Annotated in this window: 20 protein-coding genes; 16 read left to right on the top strand and 4 right to left on the bottom strand. The window is 60.8% G+C overall.

Translation table 11 applies throughout. The features are described 5' to 3' along the window. Positions 1–158 precede the first annotated feature (158 nt). The gene (locus NKI97_RS20205) at positions 159–377 is read right to left on the bottom strand and encodes a helix-turn-helix domain-containing protein (RefSeq protein ID WP_352452376.1); all 219 of its coding nucleotides are present in this window, start codon (positions 375–377) and stop codon (positions 159–161) included. Between NKI97_RS20205 and NKI97_RS20210 the strand changes: the two genes are divergently transcribed. The 16 genes from NKI97_RS20210 to NKI97_RS20285 all read left to right on the top strand — a co-directional run bounded on the left by NKI97_RS20210 (position 376) and on the right by NKI97_RS20285 (position 16,556). Beyond that, a complete protein-coding gene (locus NKI97_RS20210) occupies positions 376–810 on the top strand; it encodes a helix-turn-helix domain-containing protein (RefSeq protein WP_352452377.1) in 435 nt (144 codons plus the stop codon). The genes NKI97_RS20205 and NKI97_RS20210 overlap by 2 nt on opposite strands. 442 nt (positions 811–1,252) lie before the next feature. Further along, positions 1,253–1,513 carry a hypothetical protein gene (locus NKI97_RS20215; RefSeq protein WP_352836189.1) on the top strand — a complete coding sequence of 87 codons (261 nt, stop codon included), beginning with the start codon at positions 1,253–1,255 and terminating at the stop codon, positions 1,511–1,513. A gap of 462 nt (positions 1,514–1,975) precedes the next feature. Beyond that, positions 1,976–2,128 (top strand): hypothetical protein, encoded by a 153-nt coding sequence (locus tag NKI97_RS20220; RefSeq protein ID WP_352836192.1) that lies wholly within the window; start codon positions 1,976–1,978, stop codon positions 2,126–2,128. 201 nt (positions 2,129–2,329) lie between these two features. Further along, positions 2,330–2,575: a hypothetical protein gene (locus NKI97_RS20225; protein WP_031211513.1), complete on the top strand. Its 246-nt coding sequence runs from the start codon at positions 2,330–2,332 to the stop codon at positions 2,573–2,575. 290 nt (positions 2,576–2,865) lie between these two features. Further along, on the top strand, positions 2,866–3,468 hold the full coding sequence (locus tag NKI97_RS20230) for a phage connector family protein (protein WP_352836194.1): 603 nt from the start codon (positions 2,866–2,868) through the stop codon (positions 3,466–3,468). Continuing rightward, complete coding sequence (locus tag NKI97_RS20235; protein ID WP_352836196.1) at positions 3,465–3,641, top strand: hypothetical protein; 177 nt, start codon at positions 3,465–3,467, stop codon at positions 3,639–3,641. The genes NKI97_RS20230 and NKI97_RS20235 overlap by 4 nt, the downstream gene beginning before the upstream one ends. After that, positions 3,638–5,917, top strand: a complete 2,280-nt coding sequence (locus NKI97_RS20240) for a phage tail protein (RefSeq protein ID WP_352836199.1) — start codon at positions 3,638–3,640, stop codon at positions 5,915–5,917. Before NKI97_RS20235 ends, NKI97_RS20240 begins: the two co-directional genes overlap by 4 nt. Positions 5,918–6,132: 215 nt before the next feature. After that, a complete protein-coding gene (locus NKI97_RS20245) occupies positions 6,133–6,801 on the top strand; it encodes a hypothetical protein (protein WP_352836202.1) in 669 nt (222 codons plus the stop codon). A gap of 2 nt (positions 6,802–6,803) precedes the next feature. Continuing rightward, positions 6,804–7,295, top strand: coding sequence for a hypothetical protein (locus tag NKI97_RS20250; RefSeq protein ID WP_352836205.1), 492 nt, complete (start codon positions 6,804–6,806; stop codon positions 7,293–7,295). Further along, complete coding sequence (locus tag NKI97_RS20255; protein WP_352836208.1) at positions 7,295–9,916, top strand: hypothetical protein; 2,622 nt, start codon at positions 7,295–7,297, stop codon at positions 9,914–9,916. The genes NKI97_RS20250 and NKI97_RS20255 overlap by 1 nt, the downstream gene beginning before the upstream one ends. A 7-nt stretch (positions 9,917–9,923) precedes the next feature. Further along, positions 9,924–10,220 (top strand): hypothetical protein, encoded by a 297-nt coding sequence (locus NKI97_RS20260; RefSeq protein ID WP_352472061.1) that lies wholly within the window; start codon positions 9,924–9,926, stop codon positions 10,218–10,220. Positions 10,221–10,307: 87 nt separating this feature from the next. After that, positions 10,308–10,748, top strand: coding sequence for a hypothetical protein (locus NKI97_RS20265; RefSeq protein ID WP_352836211.1), 441 nt, complete (start codon positions 10,308–10,310; stop codon positions 10,746–10,748). A gap of 1,101 nt (positions 10,749–11,849) precedes the next feature. After that, positions 11,850–12,224: a hypothetical protein gene (locus NKI97_RS20270; protein ID WP_352749445.1), complete on the top strand. Its 375-nt coding sequence runs from the start codon at positions 11,850–11,852 to the stop codon at positions 12,222–12,224. 156 nt (positions 12,225–12,380) lie between these two features. Further along, positions 12,381–15,584 (top strand): SGNH/GDSL hydrolase family protein, encoded by a 3,204-nt coding sequence (locus tag NKI97_RS20275; protein ID WP_352749795.1) that lies wholly within the window; start codon positions 12,381–12,383, stop codon positions 15,582–15,584. Between the two features lie 3 nt (positions 15,585–15,587). Beyond that, positions 15,588–15,809 carry a hypothetical protein gene (locus NKI97_RS20280; RefSeq protein WP_352579390.1) on the top strand — a complete coding sequence of 74 codons (222 nt, stop codon included), beginning with the start codon at positions 15,588–15,590 and terminating at the stop codon, positions 15,807–15,809. A gap of 33 nt (positions 15,810–15,842) precedes the next feature. Next, positions 15,843–16,556, top strand: a complete 714-nt coding sequence (locus tag NKI97_RS20285; protein WP_352749792.1) for a class I SAM-dependent methyltransferase — start codon at positions 15,843–15,845, stop codon at positions 16,554–16,556. Here NKI97_RS20285 and NKI97_RS20290 read toward each other — a convergent pair. The 3 genes from NKI97_RS20290 to NKI97_RS20300 form a co-directional block, all read right to left on the bottom strand. Then, entirely contained in the window at positions 16,545–17,096 is a 552-nt protein-coding gene (locus NKI97_RS20290) for an acyltransferase (RefSeq protein WP_352579389.1), read from the bottom strand. The genes NKI97_RS20285 and NKI97_RS20290 overlap by 12 nt on opposite strands. A 1-nt stretch (position 17,097) precedes the next feature. Continuing rightward, on the bottom strand, positions 17,098–17,319 hold the full coding sequence (locus tag NKI97_RS20295) for a hypothetical protein (protein ID WP_352579388.1): 222 nt from the start codon (positions 17,317–17,319) through the stop codon (positions 17,098–17,100). Between the two features lie 236 nt (positions 17,320–17,555). Next, positions 17,556–17,729 carry a hypothetical protein gene (locus NKI97_RS20300; protein ID WP_352452704.1) on the bottom strand — a complete coding sequence of 58 codons (174 nt, stop codon included), beginning with the start codon at positions 17,727–17,729 and terminating at the stop codon, positions 17,556–17,558. Positions 17,730–17,820 lie beyond the last annotated feature (91 nt).

Below are 17,820 nucleotides of genomic sequence, written 5' to 3' on the forward strand. Positions count from 1 at the left end.
CCTCCGATGTCAAAAGCAGCGCTGCGATTTGCTCTAGTCGGCCCAAAATCGGCGCTGATAATCTCGGCGTTCTGTGCTGCGTGGAGTTGCGTGATGTCGAACGGGTTTATTGACGGTCGCCGGATTTCCGGCATGCGTGCAAGGGCGCTCGGCATGGCTCAGGCAGCCTCGCCGGGGATCTCGAAGAACCAACTGTCATCCCAGGACAGGCCACGGCCGATCGCCGCCGCACGAATGCGCTGCATCTCGCGCAATGAAGGGCGCCTGATACCACTTTCCCAGCGCGAGACTTGGCTCTGTCGAACGCCCGCTAAGGCGGCCATTTCAACCTGAGTGATGGCAAATATGTTGCATCGAATGTGATGGAGTTGGTTCATGCTCGCATTTCATCCCAACAGGGATAAAAGTCAATCCCTATTGGGATTAGGTTTTGATTATCCCTTCTGGCATATTGAGGCGATGGATGTTCCGGTCGTTCTGAGGGCGCTATTGAAGGCTACCGGCTGGACGCAGGCCCGGTTGGCGGGACGTTTGGGCGTCAATCAAAATGACATTTCGCGATGGTTAAAGGGGCGGGAACCACGCGGGAACGCAATGGAAGCGATTCGAACGCTGGCCCTTGAGCACGGCGTCCTTGAAGATCCTACGCTTCGCGGATCCCCTCAGGATCCGAACGAACGTCGCCTACAGAGCGTGTTCGCGCGCGTAGCCGCAGCGCCACTACTGCTTCAGGATCGAGTTATCAGTTTCGCGGAATTTCAGCTTGAGCAGTTCGAACGTCAAAAGAAGTCGCGCGAAACCGCTACGTAAGCGCTTTGATGATCGATGGCCCATTCGCCGCCATAGGCGGCATGCATGGCCTCAGCGAGCGCTTCGGCACATCGCTGAATTCGGTCCAGCGGCGCCGCAGCCCCTACCTCGCTCCCTGCCATCGACGCCGCCGCCAGCAAGAGCCCCGATAGTGCTACCCGCCGATTGACGTTGATACTGCCCGCCGCTTCTTGCCCGTCCAATTTCCGTGACCCGCCCTAGTTATTATTTTAGAACCATACAGGAAGATATTCCTCGCCGAGGTACCCTTAGGGCGCCTCCGAGGTGTCCCAATACGAGACGCTTACAACCATCTGTATCTGCTTAACAGCTTCCCTCAACCTTTAGCGATCGGCTGTGGATAGTGGGGATCAATTGCACATTTTTCGATGTTTTTTGCACTATATCGAGTCGCCTGGGTTTCCGCCATAAAATCGGCGCCATGCCGCCGAAGCAAACAGACGAGTCGAGCCCGGAGCGCGAGCGCCACAATCTTCATATGACGCCGGAACTGAAGGCACGTCTGGCCGATGCGCGTAATAAGAGCGGCAACAGCATGAATGGCGAAATTCATTCCCGCCTGGAAGCGACATTCGACGACTCTGCTCAACGCATCGCTGCAGTGATCTTGCCGCTCCTTCAAAAGCTCGACGAGGGCGATCAGGCAAAGTTTGCGGACTTGATTGCCGCTATGGCTAGATGACGCGTAGCCGAGGGCTCTTCCCAGCCAGCGGGAAATTCGGGCGCGGGAAGCTTTCGGAGTTCGGTCGCCTCGTCCTGAGCTGTGGTTACGGGCCAACTCTCTGATCTCGTTACCGATTTCCGGCTGATGGGCGTTGTTTTCAAAACTCCGAAGTCGTTTCGGAGTTTGTCGCCGGCGCTCCAGCCCCTCAGATGAAGTTTGAACGCCTTGTTTTCCGGGCTTTTGCCCGATCTAAGTGGTGCCATCTGATCTTGCGCGCGGTCGGCCCGCCGGCCGTTTTGGTGCCAAGTGAAGTTGCGCGGCCGTTTTCTGGCCACCGGGCTTTCTGGCCCCGCCTGTTACCGCTGAACGCCTTGTTTTCCGGGCTTCTCGCGGCTGTTCCCGGCAATTATCACCTTTTCCCAGGATTAGGCGGCTGATGCCATCTGATCTTGCGCGTTACAGGTCGGCCGCCGGCATTTCGTGCCGCATGTGCCGGGCACCCGCTTCCTCGATGCGTCCTCGGCCGGCGAATTCGCCACCGATGCCGAGCTGGCACTGGCGGCAAACTGGGACCGCACGGCGTCGAGCGTCAAGCACATGACGTTCATCGCGCTGAAGACGACCGAGGCCTGATCGGGCGAAGGGGCGGGCGTCAGACGTCCCGCCCCTTCGGGACACCAGGTCGGCGAATCCCAAGTTCACCCGCTGCGCTGCGTCGGAGTGATGTGAATTTTGGCGTTCGCTACAACATTCATGTTGCCCTTTGGCCAATCGACGGCACCAAACAGTTACAAGAAAGGGCGATGCTGCCTTGTCTTGGTAAGGGAGGTCACCATGAACATGAAGTACAAAACAGTTCAGGAAGTGCTCCGAAAAGCGGGCATTGTCATGAGCAAGAAAGGGGAAGTTCATCGCATAAACTTCTTCAGCGGCCTGGAAGACACCGCCTACTACACGCCAAGTCTTCAGGACGCCCTGGACAGGGGCTTGGCTTTGGCGGGAGGTGCCGGAAGGGTGAAAGCAAGCGTCTTTGCCAAGTCAGCTGAAACAGGGATCTCGACCGGCGCACACGTCGGCTGACACAATTCAGGCAAGACATCGCCGCGTTGCGCGGCGGTGTCGTGAAACTGCAATAGCCGAAGCATTGCCGTCTTCCTTGCTCGAATGGGAAAAAGACGGCTGACGAAGCGTCTGCCACGCCGTTTCATGACGGGCGGGTGGCGTCGTGACGGCCCCCGTGCACGAGACGTGCAACGTTCTGCCCAAGCCACAAATCACAAAAAATCCCCAGCCGCTTCGAAGCGGCTTTTTGCCGTGGAGGCACCATGCCCCGTTTTCTCCGACCAACCATACAGACAGAGGCCTGAGCCATGGCCATCACCCCGCTCGACATCGCCAACATGGCGCTCGCCGTGCTCGACGAGGCGCCGATCGAAAGCCTCGACCAGGACGCCAAGGCGGCGCGCCTGCTCAATCTGCATTTCGACCTGACCCGCGAGGCCGAATTGACCAAGCATGCCTTTGTCTTCGCCATCCTGGCGGCCTCGGTCGCCGGCTTCGACACCGGCGGCGGCGCTGGCACGCTGAACTTCGCCTATGAGCTTCCCGCCGATTGCCTGCGGCCCTTGCCGCTGACAGGGAATGGCGAGCCGGATGGCGTGCCGCTCTCATGGCGGCAGGAGGCCGGGCTGATCTATTCGGATCAGGCCGGGCCGCGCATCATCCGCTATGTCGCCAACCTGACAGACCCCAACGACTGGGACGCGCTGTTCACCGAGGTGCTGGTGGCGGCGCTCGCCATCAAGATCGCCCATCCGTTGACCCACAAGGCCAGCATGATCGACGTCGCCCGTAGCGCCTATGACAGGGCGCTGGATGCAGCCTACTCGGCCAATGCGATCCAGCGCGGCGGCAGATTTTCGACGACGTCCTGGGCTTTCCAGCGCAGCGACAGCCGGGGCGTCGGCCGATGACCACGCTCTATCCGATCCAGGATGCTTTCATCCGCGGCGAGATTTCTCCCCGCTTGCATGCTCGCGCCTCGCTCGAGCTTTACCGGGCGGCGCTGTCCAAATGCACCAATTTCGTCACGCTGCCGCATGGCGGTATCAGGAGCGTGGCGGCACCTATTTTTGCGCGCAGGTGAAGGCTCCGTCAAAGGCGACACGGCTGATCCCGTTCATCTTCTCGGCTGATCAGGCCTATGCGCTCGAATTCGGCGATCTTTACATCCGCGTCTATGCTTATGGCGCGCGCGTCGGCACGGTCGAAGTCGTTTCGCCTTATCCCGAGGCCGATCTCTTCGACCTGCAATTCGTCCAGTCGGCAGACCAGATGTGGATCACCCATAAGGATCATCCGGTCAAAGTGCTGACGCGCACCGCGCACACGACCTGGACGCTGGCCGATTTCGTCTTTCTCGACGGCCCTTACGACAAGATCAACACCACCGCCACGACGCTAACGCCGGCCGCAACCGGCAACGCCATGCCGGTCATGGTCGCGAATACGCTGCCAAGCGGCACGGTCAGCAACAGCAACGGCTCATCCGACGTGTGGCAGGTGTTCGATGGCGACAAGCAGAAGGGGGAGAACATAGCGGGCTTTCCGAGCGGGTATCTGCGCTACCAGTTCGGCGGCGGGGCCAAGACGGTCGACGCCTACTGGATTACCGCGACGAATGATCACTCAGACACTGCATCGCCGACCCAGTGGCAATTCCAGGCCTCGCACAACGGCACCGACTGGACGACGCTCGACAGCCGCGACGGAGAGACCGGCTGGTCCAAGTCGGAAACCCGTTTCTTCGACGGCTTCAACAACACGGTTGCCTACGAATATTATCAGCTACTGTTTTCAGGTGGCGGCAGCGATGGAACCGCTATCGCCGAACTGGCCCTGCACGAATACGCGCCGTCGCAAACGCCGTTCGATCTCTCGGCCTCCTCGATCGTCGGCATCAACGACGGCATCGGCTTCCAGACCAGCGATATCGGCCGCGCCATTCGTCTGCTTGGCGCGGATGGCTTCTGGCGCTGGGCCAAGGTCGTTGCCCGGACCAGCACCACGGTGGTCACGGTCCAGTTGTACGGGCATGCTCTGCCCGATCTCAGCCCGATCATTCGCTGGCGTCTCGGCACGTTCGTGCCCGGCAAGTATGTCCAGAGCGGTTCGCTTTACGAGGAGCGCCTGGCGTTCAGCCGAAAATTCTCGGTCTATGCCTCGCAAACCGGCGATTTCGACAACTTCGCCACCGGTGAGAAAGACACCGACGCGCTGGAATTCGTGCAGGCAGGTGGCGGTCAGGCCAACGACATTACGTGGGTGGCGGAATCGGACGGCGCGCTGATCATCGGAACGCTTGGCGGGGTGAGGGCGCTGTCGGGCTCCGGGATCGACGAGGCGCTGACGCCGTCCTCGTTCAAGAACCGCCGGTCGCGGACTTTCGGTTGTGCCCCGCTGCGTCCCGTCGACGCGGGGCAGTCGTTCCTCTATGTCACCCGCTCCCGCAAATCGATCGCCGAGCTGACGCAAAACGCCACCGGCCGCTTCACCTCCGACGATGTCGGTCAAATATCGGAGCACATTCCCAAGAAAGGCGTCGTCGAACTCGCCTTCCAGACCGACCCCGACCCGCTGCTGTGGTTCCCGCTCGGGGATGGCGAACTCGGCGGCTACACGCACCAGCCGTCGCAGGACGTTCGCGGCATGCACATCCACCAGATCGCCGGAAGCTTCGCAGGATCGAACTGGGCCGTTGTCGAAAGCGCCGTGGTGACGCCCGGCCAGGACGGCAACGACGATCTCTGGCTGATCGTCAAGCGCACGATCGGCGGCGTGACCAGGCGCTATATCGAAATCAAGACCGTGCCGTTCGAGTATGGCGGGATCGGCGATGCATTCGAAGTCGACTGCGGCCTGACCTATTCGGGCGCCGCTGTGGGCACGGTCTCAGGGCTTGATCATCTCAACGGCGAAACAGCCGACGTCCTGGCCGATGGCAAGGTCTACAAGGGCCTTGCTGTGGCCGCTGGCGCGGTCTCGCTGCCCGGTGGGGCTACGGCAGCCAAATGGCAGGTCGGGCTCGGCTACCAGTCCGAAGCCAACACGCTGGAGCTCGATGTCGGCGGCCGCGACGGATCGATCGTCGGGCGGCGCAAGAAGGTGGCCAAGCTCATTCTTTCGCTGCTGGAAACCGACACAACCGGGCTTCAGGTCCAGTCGTTCATCCGCGGCCGCTGGGAGCAGGTTCGCATCCCGTCCGTGGTCGCACCCGACGGCATGGCGAAATTGTTCACCGGCAATGTCGAGGTGCCGATCGACGATAGCTGGGAAGGGCAGGGGCGGGTGAAGATCCGCCACGTCAATCCAACGCCCTGCACGATCAGGGCGATGACACCGGTGTTCGACGCCGAGCCTTAGAAACTGCTGATCTCCCCCCTCGAGGGGGAGATGTCGCCGAAGGCGACAGAGGGGGTCGGTTCGTCCTGACGCGGCCTCCTATCGCCTCCATCGCGGGGGAAGAACGCCGGCGCTCCACGCGAGACGACCCCCTCTGGCCTACCGGCCATCTCCCCCTCGAGGGGGGAGATCACCCGCTCCGTCTTCCATCGCTTCCCCAACCAAGGAACCCACCCGTGACCCCAACCCATGCCGAAGACCTCGGCAGGGCGCGGACGGCTGCCGATTTCGCTGCCATCCGCGCCTTGCTCGACACCGACCTCAACGATGCGATCGCCCGCAAGGGCGAGCTGGAAACGGAAAAGTTTCACGCGATCTTCGGCGCCGGAAATTTGACGGCGGCGCGTGCCGCATTGGACGACTGCAACGCTGAAATCGCGCTGATCGAGAAAACCATCGAGGACGTGGACGAGCGCCGCGTTGGCGCCCCCCTGGACGAACCCCCCGCCGAAGCCGTCGCCGCCACGCCGGCGCCGGGCGACGCGGTCAGGACAAAGGCCGAGGCGCTCGGCGAGCGCTGGCGCACGATCCACTGGCTGATCGAGCAACTGCGGCAGGAGCTGTTCGCGGCCGATGCCTTGAGCCGCGCCGTCATCGTCGCCAACGGCCATTTCGATGCCGACGGCGCCGTCGACCTGAAGGTCAACCTGACCACCATCCGGCGCACCGCCATGGCCGGCCCGCGGGCCGTCGCGCCATCGCGTCTCAGCCGCCCGGCAATCCAGGCCGACCGGCTGCTTTTGTCCTTCCTCAGCCCCGGCGGCGTGCTCGACCGGCGGCCTTCGATCGGTGCGCCGGTCGACGGCATCAAAAGCAAATTCATTCCCGCCGGCGAACGAGGCTGACCATGTGCACACTAGCTCTTATCGGTACGGCGCTTTCGGTCGGCGGCGCGCTGGCGGAAGGCCAGCAGTCCAGGCAAATGGCCGACTACCAGGCCAAAGCCTATGAACAGCAGGCGCGGGCCGACGCCCAAAGCTCGGCCTTCGAGCAGGGCCAGGAGCGCCATAAGCAGGATCTGCTGCAGGCGCAGGCGCGTGCCCAGGCCGGCGCTTCGGGCGTCGCCATCGCAGGTTCGCCGACCGAGGTGCTGGCAGCCAATGCCAGGCAGGGCCAGCTCGACCTCAAGGCGATCCAGTACGGCTCGCAGCTGCGCCAGAACGGTCTCGCCACGCAGGCGGCGATCGCGCGCTTTTCCGGCAGGCAGGCGGTCGGCGCCTCGATCTTCAAGGCCGGCGGCAACCTCGTGTCGGGCATCTCCGGCCTCTACGACCCGGCCAAGACGGTGACGTTCGGCAGAAGCGCCTTCCCGCCGGCGCCGGGCGGAGGCCTCTACTGATGGCCACCATCCCGCTCCAGCTTGCCCAGCGCCGGCTCGATACCGGCAATGTGGCCTCATATCCCAACGGCTCGCCAGTGGGCGCCGCTATGCAAGGCTTTGGCGACGAGCTGTCGGCGATAGCCGAACGCTTCCGGCAGCAGAAGCAGCAGCAGGATGCGTTCGACGCCGACATTATCGGCCGCGAGCTGAACGCACGCATAGCGCACGCCGAGGCCGTGGCGGTGCAGACCGCGCCGGCCGACGGCGGCGGCCTGCACGACTTCATGTATGGCCAGCTCGATCCGCGCAGCGACGGCGTCGTCAGGCCCGGCCTGTTCGACCAGATGTTCGACGACACCGTAGCGAAAGTGCCGGAGGGCGAACGCGCCAATTTCCTCGCCCAAAAGCAGGCATTGCGGCTGGCCGGCTCGGCGCGCATGGCCGCGCAGCAGCACGCGCGGCGCCAGAACTATGAGCAGGCCGAGTGGAGCAAGGTCGAGGACGGCTACACAAGCGCCATCGCGCAGGGCGACCCGGACGACACAGGAACATTCGAGGCGATCCGGCAGAGCGGGCTCGAGCTGATCGGCAAGATGGGCAACCCGGTGGCCCGGCAGGCCGCCGAGGCCGCCTGGCGCAGCAACACGGCAAAGGCGCTCGCCCAGGCGATGATCGCCAAGGACCCGAAGCGCGCTGCGGAGGTGCTGGGGACTGGGCCGGTCTCAACGGACGGCAGGACTAAGGACGATACCATCGAAGCTGTGGGCGGACCTCGGGCGAGTGGGTCCAGCGTGCTGGCGACGCGCGAAGCGCCCGTAGGTGGCCTTCCGTCCGACGAAACACCTATCCGCACGGGTTCCGTGGGGCCCGTCGGAAATACGGCTTGGGCTGCCGCAGGACCCTGGATTGCCGACTTGTCGCCGGACACGGTTCAGGATCTCGGCCAGAAGGCGCAGGTAGCGACTGTGGCAAGCCTGGTCGATGCGCGCACGAACATCGACATCGCCTTGCAGAACGCGCCGGCTGCCATTGCCAATACCGGCAGCTATTCTGGCAAGACACCGGGTGCCGAAGACTTCACTGCCGTGTACGGCGCCGAAGATGGCGGCAAGCGTCTCCAAGCCTTCGACATAACGGCTGATATCGGCCGCGCGGTTTTCGACATGCGACCCGTCCCGAACCAGGCGATACACGCCCAGATTCGGGATTTTGAACCCGGCCCCTACGGCTCGCCGGAAGAGCGGGAGCAATATGAGATAAGGGCCGGCGCCGCGCAATTGGTGCTGGGTGCCAGGCGCGCCGATCCCGCCGGTTACGTCGGCCAACTGTTCCCGAACCATGCTCCGGACTGGGATAAGATCACAGCTCCTGAGGATTATAAGGCTGCCGTCACCTGGGCCGTCGCTGCTCAGCAGGAGTTGGGCTTCGACCGAATACTGCCAATGCCCTGGGCCGTAGCTGGCCAGCAGGCGGCGAAATACATCGACCAAGGTGTGCCGTTCGAAAAGCGCCTTGCCAAATTGAGTTCGATCGTCCTGGCGGTTCGCGATCCTGATGCCCGCAAGGCGACAACCCAACAGATTTCTGTGGCGGCGGAAGCCCAGTGGCGAGCCGAGGCCGCCCAAGATCCGAACGTCGCGCCAGAGTCGTTGGAAGCCCAGGTTGCGGTGCTCAAGAACGGGCTGGCGTGGATCGGGGAACATCCGGCCCAAGCCCAGTACAGCGCCATGCCGTGGCTACAGCAATTCGGCTTGGCGTTCTCGGATGTCGGCCGCCTCACGGCTAAGGGCGCGGCCGCCGGCGGTGCGGATGCGATCTCCGCCGGGCTGGACTCCGTTTGGTCGGGAGGAAACTACCAGCACCTCCTCGAAGATGAACAGGCCAAGACCGAGGACGCCGAGGACCGGGCCGGCTCGGCCGGTTGGGCGGCGGAAGCCCTCGGCACCGGCTTAAGCGGATATGGCCTGGCGGAGAGTTTGTTCGGTTTGCTGGGCCGGGCAAGCGTTGGCGCGGCGGCAGAGAACGGCTTGATCGGTCTTGCTGCCCGAACTGGCGTCGGGGGTGTGGCGGGTGGCACTTATGGCGGGGCATACGCCTTCAACACAGGACAGAGCGTCCCCTGGGGAATTGCCAACGGCGCGCTTTGGGGGGCGGGCGGCAATGTCCTTGCCGAAGGGCTCAGTGCCGTTGGCAGCCAGGTGTTGGCAAGGCTTGCCGGGCGTTCTGCGAATGCTAAACCTGATATCGTACTGGATAGTGGGGCTCCCCCGGTTTCTGTCAATGCAGAAGAGATTCCGATCTCGACCGGCAAGGCCCGAGAAATAAGGAGGCCCTATACGCATTTGGAAGATCCTCCCAACGTTGCGTCCGGCAAGGATCCAACAAAGAAGCAGAAGATAGCTATTTTCGAGGAAAATAAAAGGGTGAATGATGGAATTTTGAGATCGGATGAGAGTGGTATAGAAATAATTCCAGCAAAGAAAAGCAAAAGAGGCGTAACTCCTCCAAAAAATGAAGCTCATATCGATCACATAGATCCGGTTAATCCCGCTGACAAGACAAAATCGTCAGGATCAAATAGCTATAAAAATCTTCGTCTTACGGCTGGGTTTGAGAATATAGAAAAAACGAACAAATAGGTGACATATGACCGAATGGAAGTTCGAAAACCCAAAAAACACAGCCGTTATTTCGACTCGGAAGATATTTAGGGGGGGCGGCTGGATTGCGTATGTGTCACATGATGATGACGGCGACGATAATGAGTCGTGGCAATTCTACGGAAATGAAGCTGAAGTTGATCAAGATGACCTAATTTTAGTGGCCTTGGTCGAGGTGGTCGAGCTTGATGGAACTGTTGCACAGTTGGCGGATTTGCCGTTAGGCTGGCGTGCGTGGCGCGATACAAAGTCTTCGCCATGGAAGCGGGACAAAATCACCTAAACACATTCTGAATGGTAGCGGAGTTTACTCTGCTTTGACCCGGTAAAAGTAAAAAAAGGCGTTACTCCTCCGCCAACGAATCACAGTTTGATCACATCGATCCGCTTATTCCAGTTGATCCGACAAAGACTCCCGGATCGAATAGTTACACCAATGCAAGGATGGTTGCAAGAATTCGAAACAGAGAAAGTGGAACAAATAGGCGCTGTGATGACTAAATGGAAGTTTGAAGACCCCCAGAACGTAGCTGTTTTTGTAAACAGGAAAGCTATACCCAATGGTGGGTGGGTTGCTCGCGTCGTGCATGATGATGATGACGGATCATGGCAGTTTCACGCGGATGAATCCGAAGATTTCGATGAAAGCGATATTATGATCATAAGCCTAAAAAATATGGTTGAAAAAGACAAGACTATTATGCAGTTGGCTGATTTACCTTACGGCTGGTATGCTTGGCGCGAGACAAAAACCTCGCCATGGAGGCGAGGCAAAACCCTCGACGAACACCCAGAATCGGAGCGGAGTTAGTTTCGACTTCCAATTGTAACGGTTGACATGGGTGATTGCGACGCTGAGCGGCGGAGCCGACAGCGGTGCAAGAAACCGGGGCGTCACTTCGCACGGAGCGTTCTGGCAAGGACCAATCAGCCCACGGGCCGGAATATGGATGTGTCTCACGAGAAAGCGCTGGCCGACGGGGGGCAGATCACCTCTCAAACATCACGCATCGTGCGAGAGCAGATCATATTAAACACCATGGCGATGCAAGAGACTATGCTCGCTGGGCAAGAAGAAGACGGCTCAAGCAAGAAATGAAAGGGAACACAAGTGGTCGAGAGAAATTATAGCGACGTCAAACCCGACTTGACTAGCGTCACCCGCTTGCCGTCGGCTGACAAAAGCACAGGCGATGAAGAGCTTGATGCTGCACGTCTGGAAGCCCGAAAATATCTTGATTTCTATGATTGGGTTTCAGACATCAAGGGGGAGTACCTTGGATACGGTGCCGATGGCATAATCTATATTTCCTCTTCGAGATTGTTCCGGGCAGGCCAAAAGTTGACCCATGGATATGGGTAATCGTCGGCGATGTGCCCCCGACATATCTGCCGGCTGTGGACGCCAAGACTCCATACGAGGCGCTGGATGGATATATCGGCGCCATGGAAGAGTGGGTCGAAGCTGCGCGACGGGGGGACTCGGTGGCAGATCTAATCCCGGTCAATGTGCCGGCTAGCCCAGCCAACGCCGAAATGTTGGATAGCCGTCTCAAATTTCTCGACGAAAGGGTATTGCCGGAACTTCGAGAGTGATCGGTTGCCGCTTGTCGGCAAGCGCCGTCGGTTCCTTGACGAGAACGTGCTTCCGTTGCTCCCAAAGTGATGTACAGCCACGCTCCGTCGCTCGTCGCTGATGCAGGCCCGGCAGTCGGCTCGACCGGGTCAGCGCTGGCGCTATCACCGGTGAGTACGCCACTCCGGCGATGGCAACCACTCCGGGGTTTGGTGCCACTATCGGGCCAGCGGTCTGATTGTGGTCACGATGCTGGCTTATGGCCTGCTAACCGCCGGGCGGTCAGTTGGCGGTGCCTCCTGGATCGCCTCCTGTTTAAGATGAAGGATTGACCTGTTGCGCACAGACACTTTTCCGACCATGGCAAGGATCGTTTTTCTGCTCACCTTGGCCGGCGTCCTCCTGCTCGCGCTTTCGCCGGTGCGCTTCCTGCAGGAGTTGGACATGGGCTTCACCTTCCAGCACGACAAGCTCAACCACGCCGCGGCGTTCGCGGTGTTGGCGGCACTCGGAAGCCTCGGCTGGCCGGAACACAAGACGAGACTGGTTTTGCTCCTCGCCATCACCGGCGCGGCGATCGAGCTGCTTCAGGGCGTGCAGCTGATCGCGCGCGATATGGATGTCCTCGACTGGGTCGCCGACTGCGCCGGCATGGCCTGCGGGCTGGCGGCCATGGGCGGCACAAGAAGGCTGATTGGCGGATTGCTGTAGCCCTGGACCGCGTTGCCGCTCGCTGTCTGAAAAATGTAAATCGCCGGCTGCGCCAGATAGCGCGGTGTCCGGCCGCGTAGCTTAAGTCTCCCACCGACAACACCGAACCCCTTCCAGCCTCGCTTATGCGGGGCTTTTTTTATGGAGCAAGCCCTCATGTCCCGACCTGCAACTGCCGCCGTTCGTCTCCTGACAGGCGAACGCGAACCCGTGCGCCTCGCGACTATGGCCGACATCCTCCTGCACGGCCTGCAGACGATCGACGGCGTGCCGGTCGAGGTCGGCGACCGCGTGCTGGTCAAGGACCAGGCCGACCCGACGCAGAACGGCATCTACACCGCGAGCGCAGGCGAATGGTTCCGTGCCGCCGACGCCCGCACCACGCGTACCCTGCAGAAGGGCACGACCGTTCACACCCAGATCGGATCGCTGAATGCAGACCGCGTGTTCGAGTTCACGGCCGACGAGCCGGCCGTCGGCGCCGATGCCATCACCATCGCCGCATCCGTTTCGCCCGACATCGCCGATGTGGTCGATGAGGTCGAAGCGCTGCGCGATGAAACCCAGGCCTTGAAGGATGCTGCCGCAGCCAGCGCCGGCCAGGCATCCGCCAGCGCAGCCGCTTCCGCCGCGAATGCCGGACAAACCACAGCCGACCGGGCTGCCACCAATTCCGATGCCGTCGCTGCCGCGGCGGCCGTCATCAGCGCTCAGGCTGCACGCGACGCTTCGCTCTACGGCAAGGGCATTTTCCCGACGACGGCGGCGGCAATCGGCTTCGGCGTCGCCGGCAACGGTGCGATCACGGCCGGCTCGGGCGGCGCCAACGGCATGTTCGACCTGGCGTTTACCGGCGGCACCGGCTCGGGCGCGGCCGGCCGCTTCGTCGTGGCGGGCGGCGCGCTGACGCAGATACTGATCACGGCGCCGGGCTCCTACACAGTGGCGCCGACGTTCAGTTTTGCGGCGTCGGCAGGGCTCGCCGCCGCCGCCGCCGCGGCGGTGCTGGGCAGGAATGTCGATGTCGGCGAGTATTTCTGGACCGAAGTTTCGAATGGTTCTTTGGGGTTGTACAATGTCGGGGCCGGACCGGTAGCAGCCGATACGGGTGTCCGGGCGGCAACGGCGGAAATTGCCCTGATCAGCTCAAGGATCGTCGGACGCGTTCCGATCACGGGTTCCGTCGGCGGCACGGTGATTACGAACGACAGCGTCTATTTTTGGCCTGGATCGCTGTCGACGGTCGATGAATATCTGTCGACCTTGGAGCTTGGATTTGGCATCGTGCCGGGGACAGCCCACATCGTTATTGCCCACGTCGAGGGCGACGGGACGCTTAGCCTGGTTTCCGACCAGACAATGTCCGTTCCAGCCGGCCCGTCGTCTGTTGTTTCAGGGCTTTCGATCCTGAAGCCTGCCGGCAGCGTCATGGGCCTCCAGCGCACTGGCGCTGGTAGCTGGTACTATACTGCCGGGGCAATTCCGAACGGCGAAGTCGAGTGGTTCACGGCGGCGGTTCCGGCCTCGCACACTGCCAAGACTATAGGCGCTGTAAATGGTCCGCAGTGGAAGGCGACCTTCACCGGCGAAGTCGCCGTCAAGGCGCGTGCTGCCTATACCACAGCAAACGGTCTCGTTTCCGCTGTTGGCGTTAGCCAGGAAATCGGCTGGCCGACGCTGGTCAACACGGGGTCGGACGTTCCGGGCAGCTACAGCGTCATCATGCAGACGCCAGCGCCAGCCGACGGCCATATTACAGCGGTCGACGTTGGCGCTGGCGCTGGCGCCGGCGCTGCGCTCATTCATGTAGTGGACTATCTCGGCGGGTTGGTGGTCAATGTCCTAAGCACATATGCGGTGACGCTGGTCAACGGGGTCGCTCATATCCCGCTGGGTATCCCAATCCCAGCCGGCAAATATCCGGCGATCAGCGGTGGCGCCTACAAATTTCAAAACAACGTCAACCCGCAAGGCATCCCGGCATGGATCAAATCAGGCGCGCTGTCGAATGGCGCGACCGTAGCATCGTCCGCCCAGCATCGGTACGAGGTCCGCTTTACGATCAAGACCGGTCTGCTCGCCGATGCCGACCGGGCCTTGACCGGCGGCGCCAGCAATACCGGCATGAACCTGCTGGCTGACGCCGATCCGAACGGCGTCGTCGATGCGACCGCGCTGTTTGCGTCCGCGGCGAGCGCTCATCCCAATCCCCATGTGCCGCCTGGAAATTTCGCCTTGACGGCCATTCCCGCATCTGGCGACGGTTTTTGGGGACCTGGCAAGCCGGCCGTCAACAGTAAGCGCTTCTTCATTCCGCGCCGGCCGTCGCTGCAAAATCTCTATGACGGCTTTCGCGCGACGATGGCCGAACACATCGCCAACAACGATGTGCTCTGCCTGATCGCCGATAGCATCGGCCATTGGGCGCTTGCCAGCGACGGGCCGAAACACTGGTTCAACCTGGTTACGCGTTTTGCCAATATCGGCATTGCCGACGATGAACCGGGCATGACTGCTTTGCGGCCAAGCTCTACCTATCTTCCGACTTTCTATGGCGTCACCGTCGCCGGGAGCGTGTTGACAGGGTCGCGCGGGCCGATCGGCGAGAGCATCATCCTCGCCGCCGGCGCGTCCTTGGCGTTTACCGGCACCTATGAACAGGTCGACGTCCACTACACTCAGGACGCCGCTCAGGGATCGCTTGCCTTTGTCTTCAACGGCGGCGCGGCGTACAAAACCGTCAACTGCGCTGGCGCCCTGGCGCTTGATCAGTATTCGGGGCCTTCGCTCACCGGGCAGGCGGCAAGCGGCAATTACACTCTTACGGCTGTCGGCGGTCCTGTCGAGATTACCGGGCTCATCAGGCTTGGCGTCAAGGCGGCCGGCTCGCGTCCGCGCCTGCGCACCTTGCGCGCGGCACACGGCAGCTATGCCTTCTCGTCATTCAACACCGCGCGTCTTACATCGGCCGCCGCTCAATGCGGCTACGCCGGCGGCAAGATCGTGCCCATCCTGGCGCTCGGCATCAATGACAGCTTTGGCACGCCGCCGGCCACGATATCGGCAAACATCGCAACAATCATCAACACGTTGGAAGCGGCCGCTGCACCGCGTATCCTTGTGATGCCGCCGACGCGGCCGTCAGCCGCATGGGATGCAAGCTACACGGGCGGTCGGACCTATGATGCCGCCCTTGGCGCAATCCGTCAGACCTATCGATCGCGCAATGTGCTGACCATCCCGATCGACGGCTTCGACTACATCAATTCGGGAAACTATCAAGAGGGCTTGCATTTCAACGATGCCGGCCATGACGGCAATGCGCTGCGCTTCATCGAACAAGTCGCGGAAAGGGGATAAGCAATGGCATTCGCTATTCAGCATAAGGGCGAAATCATCACCGAGCTCGAGGAGGGCGAGGAATGGCTGGTGGTGGGCGCAATGATCATGGTCGCAAAGCCGAAGGATCCGGCACACAGCCGCGAAATCCCGGTTCCTGACGGCGACATTGAGGGTCTCGTTGAGGTCTGGGTAGGCGGCGCCGTAGTCGACGCTGGACGCCATTCGCAGGCAATGGCAGGATGAGGTCGGCGGGGGCTATCCTTGGAGGATTGTCCCATGGCGCATGCCGGCAGCATCATCGACATCTATGACGACTATTACGCCGATGGAAAAGTAGCCGCAAAACGGGACATAGCTTCAAACCAGTCGGTCGGGCACATCGAAGCGGTCATTCAAGGCCAATTCTTCGACAGGATTCTTGACATCGGGGCGGGCGAAGGTGCGGTGCTGGATAAGCTGAACAGGAAGGGGCTCGGTAAGAAGCTTGGCGCCGTCGAGATTTCGAAGAGCGGCGTCGAGGCCATCAAGGCAAGAAAAATCGCCAAACTGGACAGCATCGACGTATTCGACGGCTATCACATCCCTCATCCCGACAAGTCGTTCGATCTTGGGCTTGCCATTCACGTCGTCGAACACGTCGAGCACGAACGGATGTTTCTGAGGGAGGCGGCTCGGGTCTGCGAGAAGCTCTATATTGAAGTGCCTTTGGAGCATACGCGAGATCTCAGGAAGGCCATTCGGATGTCAGGGCCGTATGGGCATATCAACTTCTACACGACCCAAACGTTTGAAAACCTTCTCAAAACGTCTGGGCTAAAGGTCGAACGGCTAAAGGTTTTTGCGCACGACCTCGCTTATGAACAGCACCTGGCTGGCGAAAAAAAAGGATGGGTAAAACACAGACTGCGGACCGAATTTCTAAGGTTTGCACCCAAGACGGCGATGCGCAGCATGGCCTACATGGCCGGAGCTCTGTGCTCAAGTCGCTGATCTAGCAGCAGCGCCGCCGATTTGCTTTGCAGGATTACCGCCGACCATACTAAAGGGCGGCACGTCTTTCGTGACGACAGAGCCCGCACCAACGACCGATCCCTTGCCGATCGTTACGCCCTTGAGAATAATGACGTTGAAGCCGATAAAAACACTGTCTTCAATCTTCACTGGCGCAATGGTGATCTTTGACCAGTCCTTTTTTCCCTGATGCCAGTCGGCGACATCTTCCTTGCGGTCTTGCCAACCCGTCGCGTGTGAGTTGTGATCGACGACTGTGGTACCCCAACTAATGATCACGTCATCCCCGATTTCGATCTTCTCAGCCGCCACGAGGTGGCTCTTGCCGATATAGGATCTTTTTCCAACGGTGATCTTTGCATCGGCGCGATCGAAGGAAAAGACGCTGTTGATGATGCATTCTTCGCCGATCGCATGCTTGCCTCGCCGCAAACTGCGGACGCTCCGCAAACTTAGCTTCGTTGCGGGGCCGGAGTTGATGCCGGCTAGGCGGTAGAGGAATGGTGGAACGAATGGCATATCAGTTGCGGCCGAAGCGCGACTTTCGCACCCTCTCAGCGAAAAGCTGCGATCGCTCGAAGAAATGCTTCCAATGTTGGTGTTCAGATACCCCTTCGAAGAATGCCCGCGCCGCGTCTTCGAGGTCCGAATCAATAATTGCACGTGGGATCGGTGGCTCGTCGGCTAACTGAGCCGACAACCGAAATCGGCTGTTCGCAATAGACAGGTCAGCCTCCATCATCCATGCGTCTCTTTACGGCCTAGCTATTGCGACAAGCGGCGGCGGTTTGCAAGCTTGCGAGACGATCGCGTCCGCCAATATAGACGCCGTGAAAATCGCCGAAAGACGTCAGAACAATCGGGAGCCGCGCGAGGTCACACCAACATGGCGCTGCAACTCGACCAGAAATCCTGGGGGGAGAGGTTTCGGCAAGAGTTTATCGCTGACGCCGACGCAGACCCACCGCGGCGGAGCCGCTACCGTCTGCTGTCCTGCGGCTTCTGGTGCGGGTCCTGGCTTTTCGACCACCAGACAAAATACAGCGAGCCCATCTTCATCACAGGCACGCGGCGGTCGCGTTCCCTGGCCCGCAACTCACGATAGGTCTTCATCTTCAGAGTGCCGCCAGGCAACCTGATACGCACTGCCATCGGTCCAACTCCCGTTGTGCAACGCAGCAATTTTCGTGCAATGCGGTAAGTAGAGACCTTCCGTTACGGAAGAGTCAACAGCAGGATCATC

Origin of the sequence: Mesorhizobium sp. M0296 (assembly GCF_040321675.1) — a bacterium.
Classification (GTDB): Bacteria; Pseudomonadota; Alphaproteobacteria; order Rhizobiales; family Rhizobiaceae; genus Mesorhizobium.

What these genes read in the sequence shown, in the direction of transcription:
- NKI97_RS20300 (WP_352452704.1), bottom strand. Translation starts at nt 17,729, where the DNA reads ATGGCAGTGCGTATCAGGTTGCCTGGCGGCACTCTGAAGATGAAGACC.
- NKI97_RS20280 (WP_352579390.1), top strand. Translation starts at nt 15,588, where the DNA reads ATGGCATTCGCTATTCAGCATAAGGGCGAAATCATCACCGAGCTCGAG.
- NKI97_RS20255 (WP_352836208.1), top strand. Translation starts at nt 7,295, where the DNA reads ATGGCCACCATCCCGCTCCAGCTTGCCCAGCGCCGGCTCGATACCGGC.
- NKI97_RS20290 (WP_352579389.1), bottom strand. Translation starts at nt 17,096, where the DNA reads ATGCCATTCGTTCCACCATTCCTCTACCGCCTAGCCGGCATCAACTCC.
- NKI97_RS20210 (WP_352452377.1), top strand. Translation starts at nt 376, where the DNA reads ATGCTCGCATTTCATCCCAACAGGGATAAAAGTCAATCCCTATTGGGA.
- NKI97_RS20250 (WP_352836205.1), top strand. Translation starts at nt 6,804, where the DNA reads ATGTGCACACTAGCTCTTATCGGTACGGCGCTTTCGGTCGGCGGCGCG.
- NKI97_RS20260 (WP_352472061.1), top strand. Translation starts at nt 9,924, where the DNA reads ATGACCGAATGGAAGTTCGAAAACCCAAAAAACACAGCCGTTATTTCG.
- NKI97_RS20285 (WP_352749792.1), top strand. Translation starts at nt 15,843, where the DNA reads ATGGCGCATGCCGGCAGCATCATCGACATCTATGACGACTATTACGCC.
- NKI97_RS20230 (WP_352836194.1), top strand. Translation starts at nt 2,866, where the DNA reads ATGGCCATCACCCCGCTCGACATCGCCAACATGGCGCTCGCCGTGCTC.
- NKI97_RS20225 (WP_031211513.1), top strand. Translation starts at nt 2,330, where the DNA reads ATGAACATGAAGTACAAAACAGTTCAGGAAGTGCTCCGAAAAGCGGGC.
- NKI97_RS20295 (WP_352579388.1), bottom strand. Translation starts at nt 17,319, where the DNA reads ATGATGGAGGCTGACCTGTCTATTGCGAACAGCCGATTTCGGTTGTCG.
- NKI97_RS20205 (WP_352452376.1), bottom strand. Translation starts at nt 377, where the DNA reads ATGAACCAACTCCATCACATTCGATGCAACATATTTGCCATCACTCAG.
- NKI97_RS20215 (WP_352836189.1), top strand. Translation starts at nt 1,253, where the DNA reads ATGCCGCCGAAGCAAACAGACGAGTCGAGCCCGGAGCGCGAGCGCCAC.
- NKI97_RS20275 (WP_352749795.1), top strand. Translation starts at nt 12,381, where the DNA reads ATGTCCCGACCTGCAACTGCCGCCGTTCGTCTCCTGACAGGCGAACGC.
- NKI97_RS20235 (WP_352836196.1), top strand. Translation starts at nt 3,465, where the DNA reads ATGACCACGCTCTATCCGATCCAGGATGCTTTCATCCGCGGCGAGATT.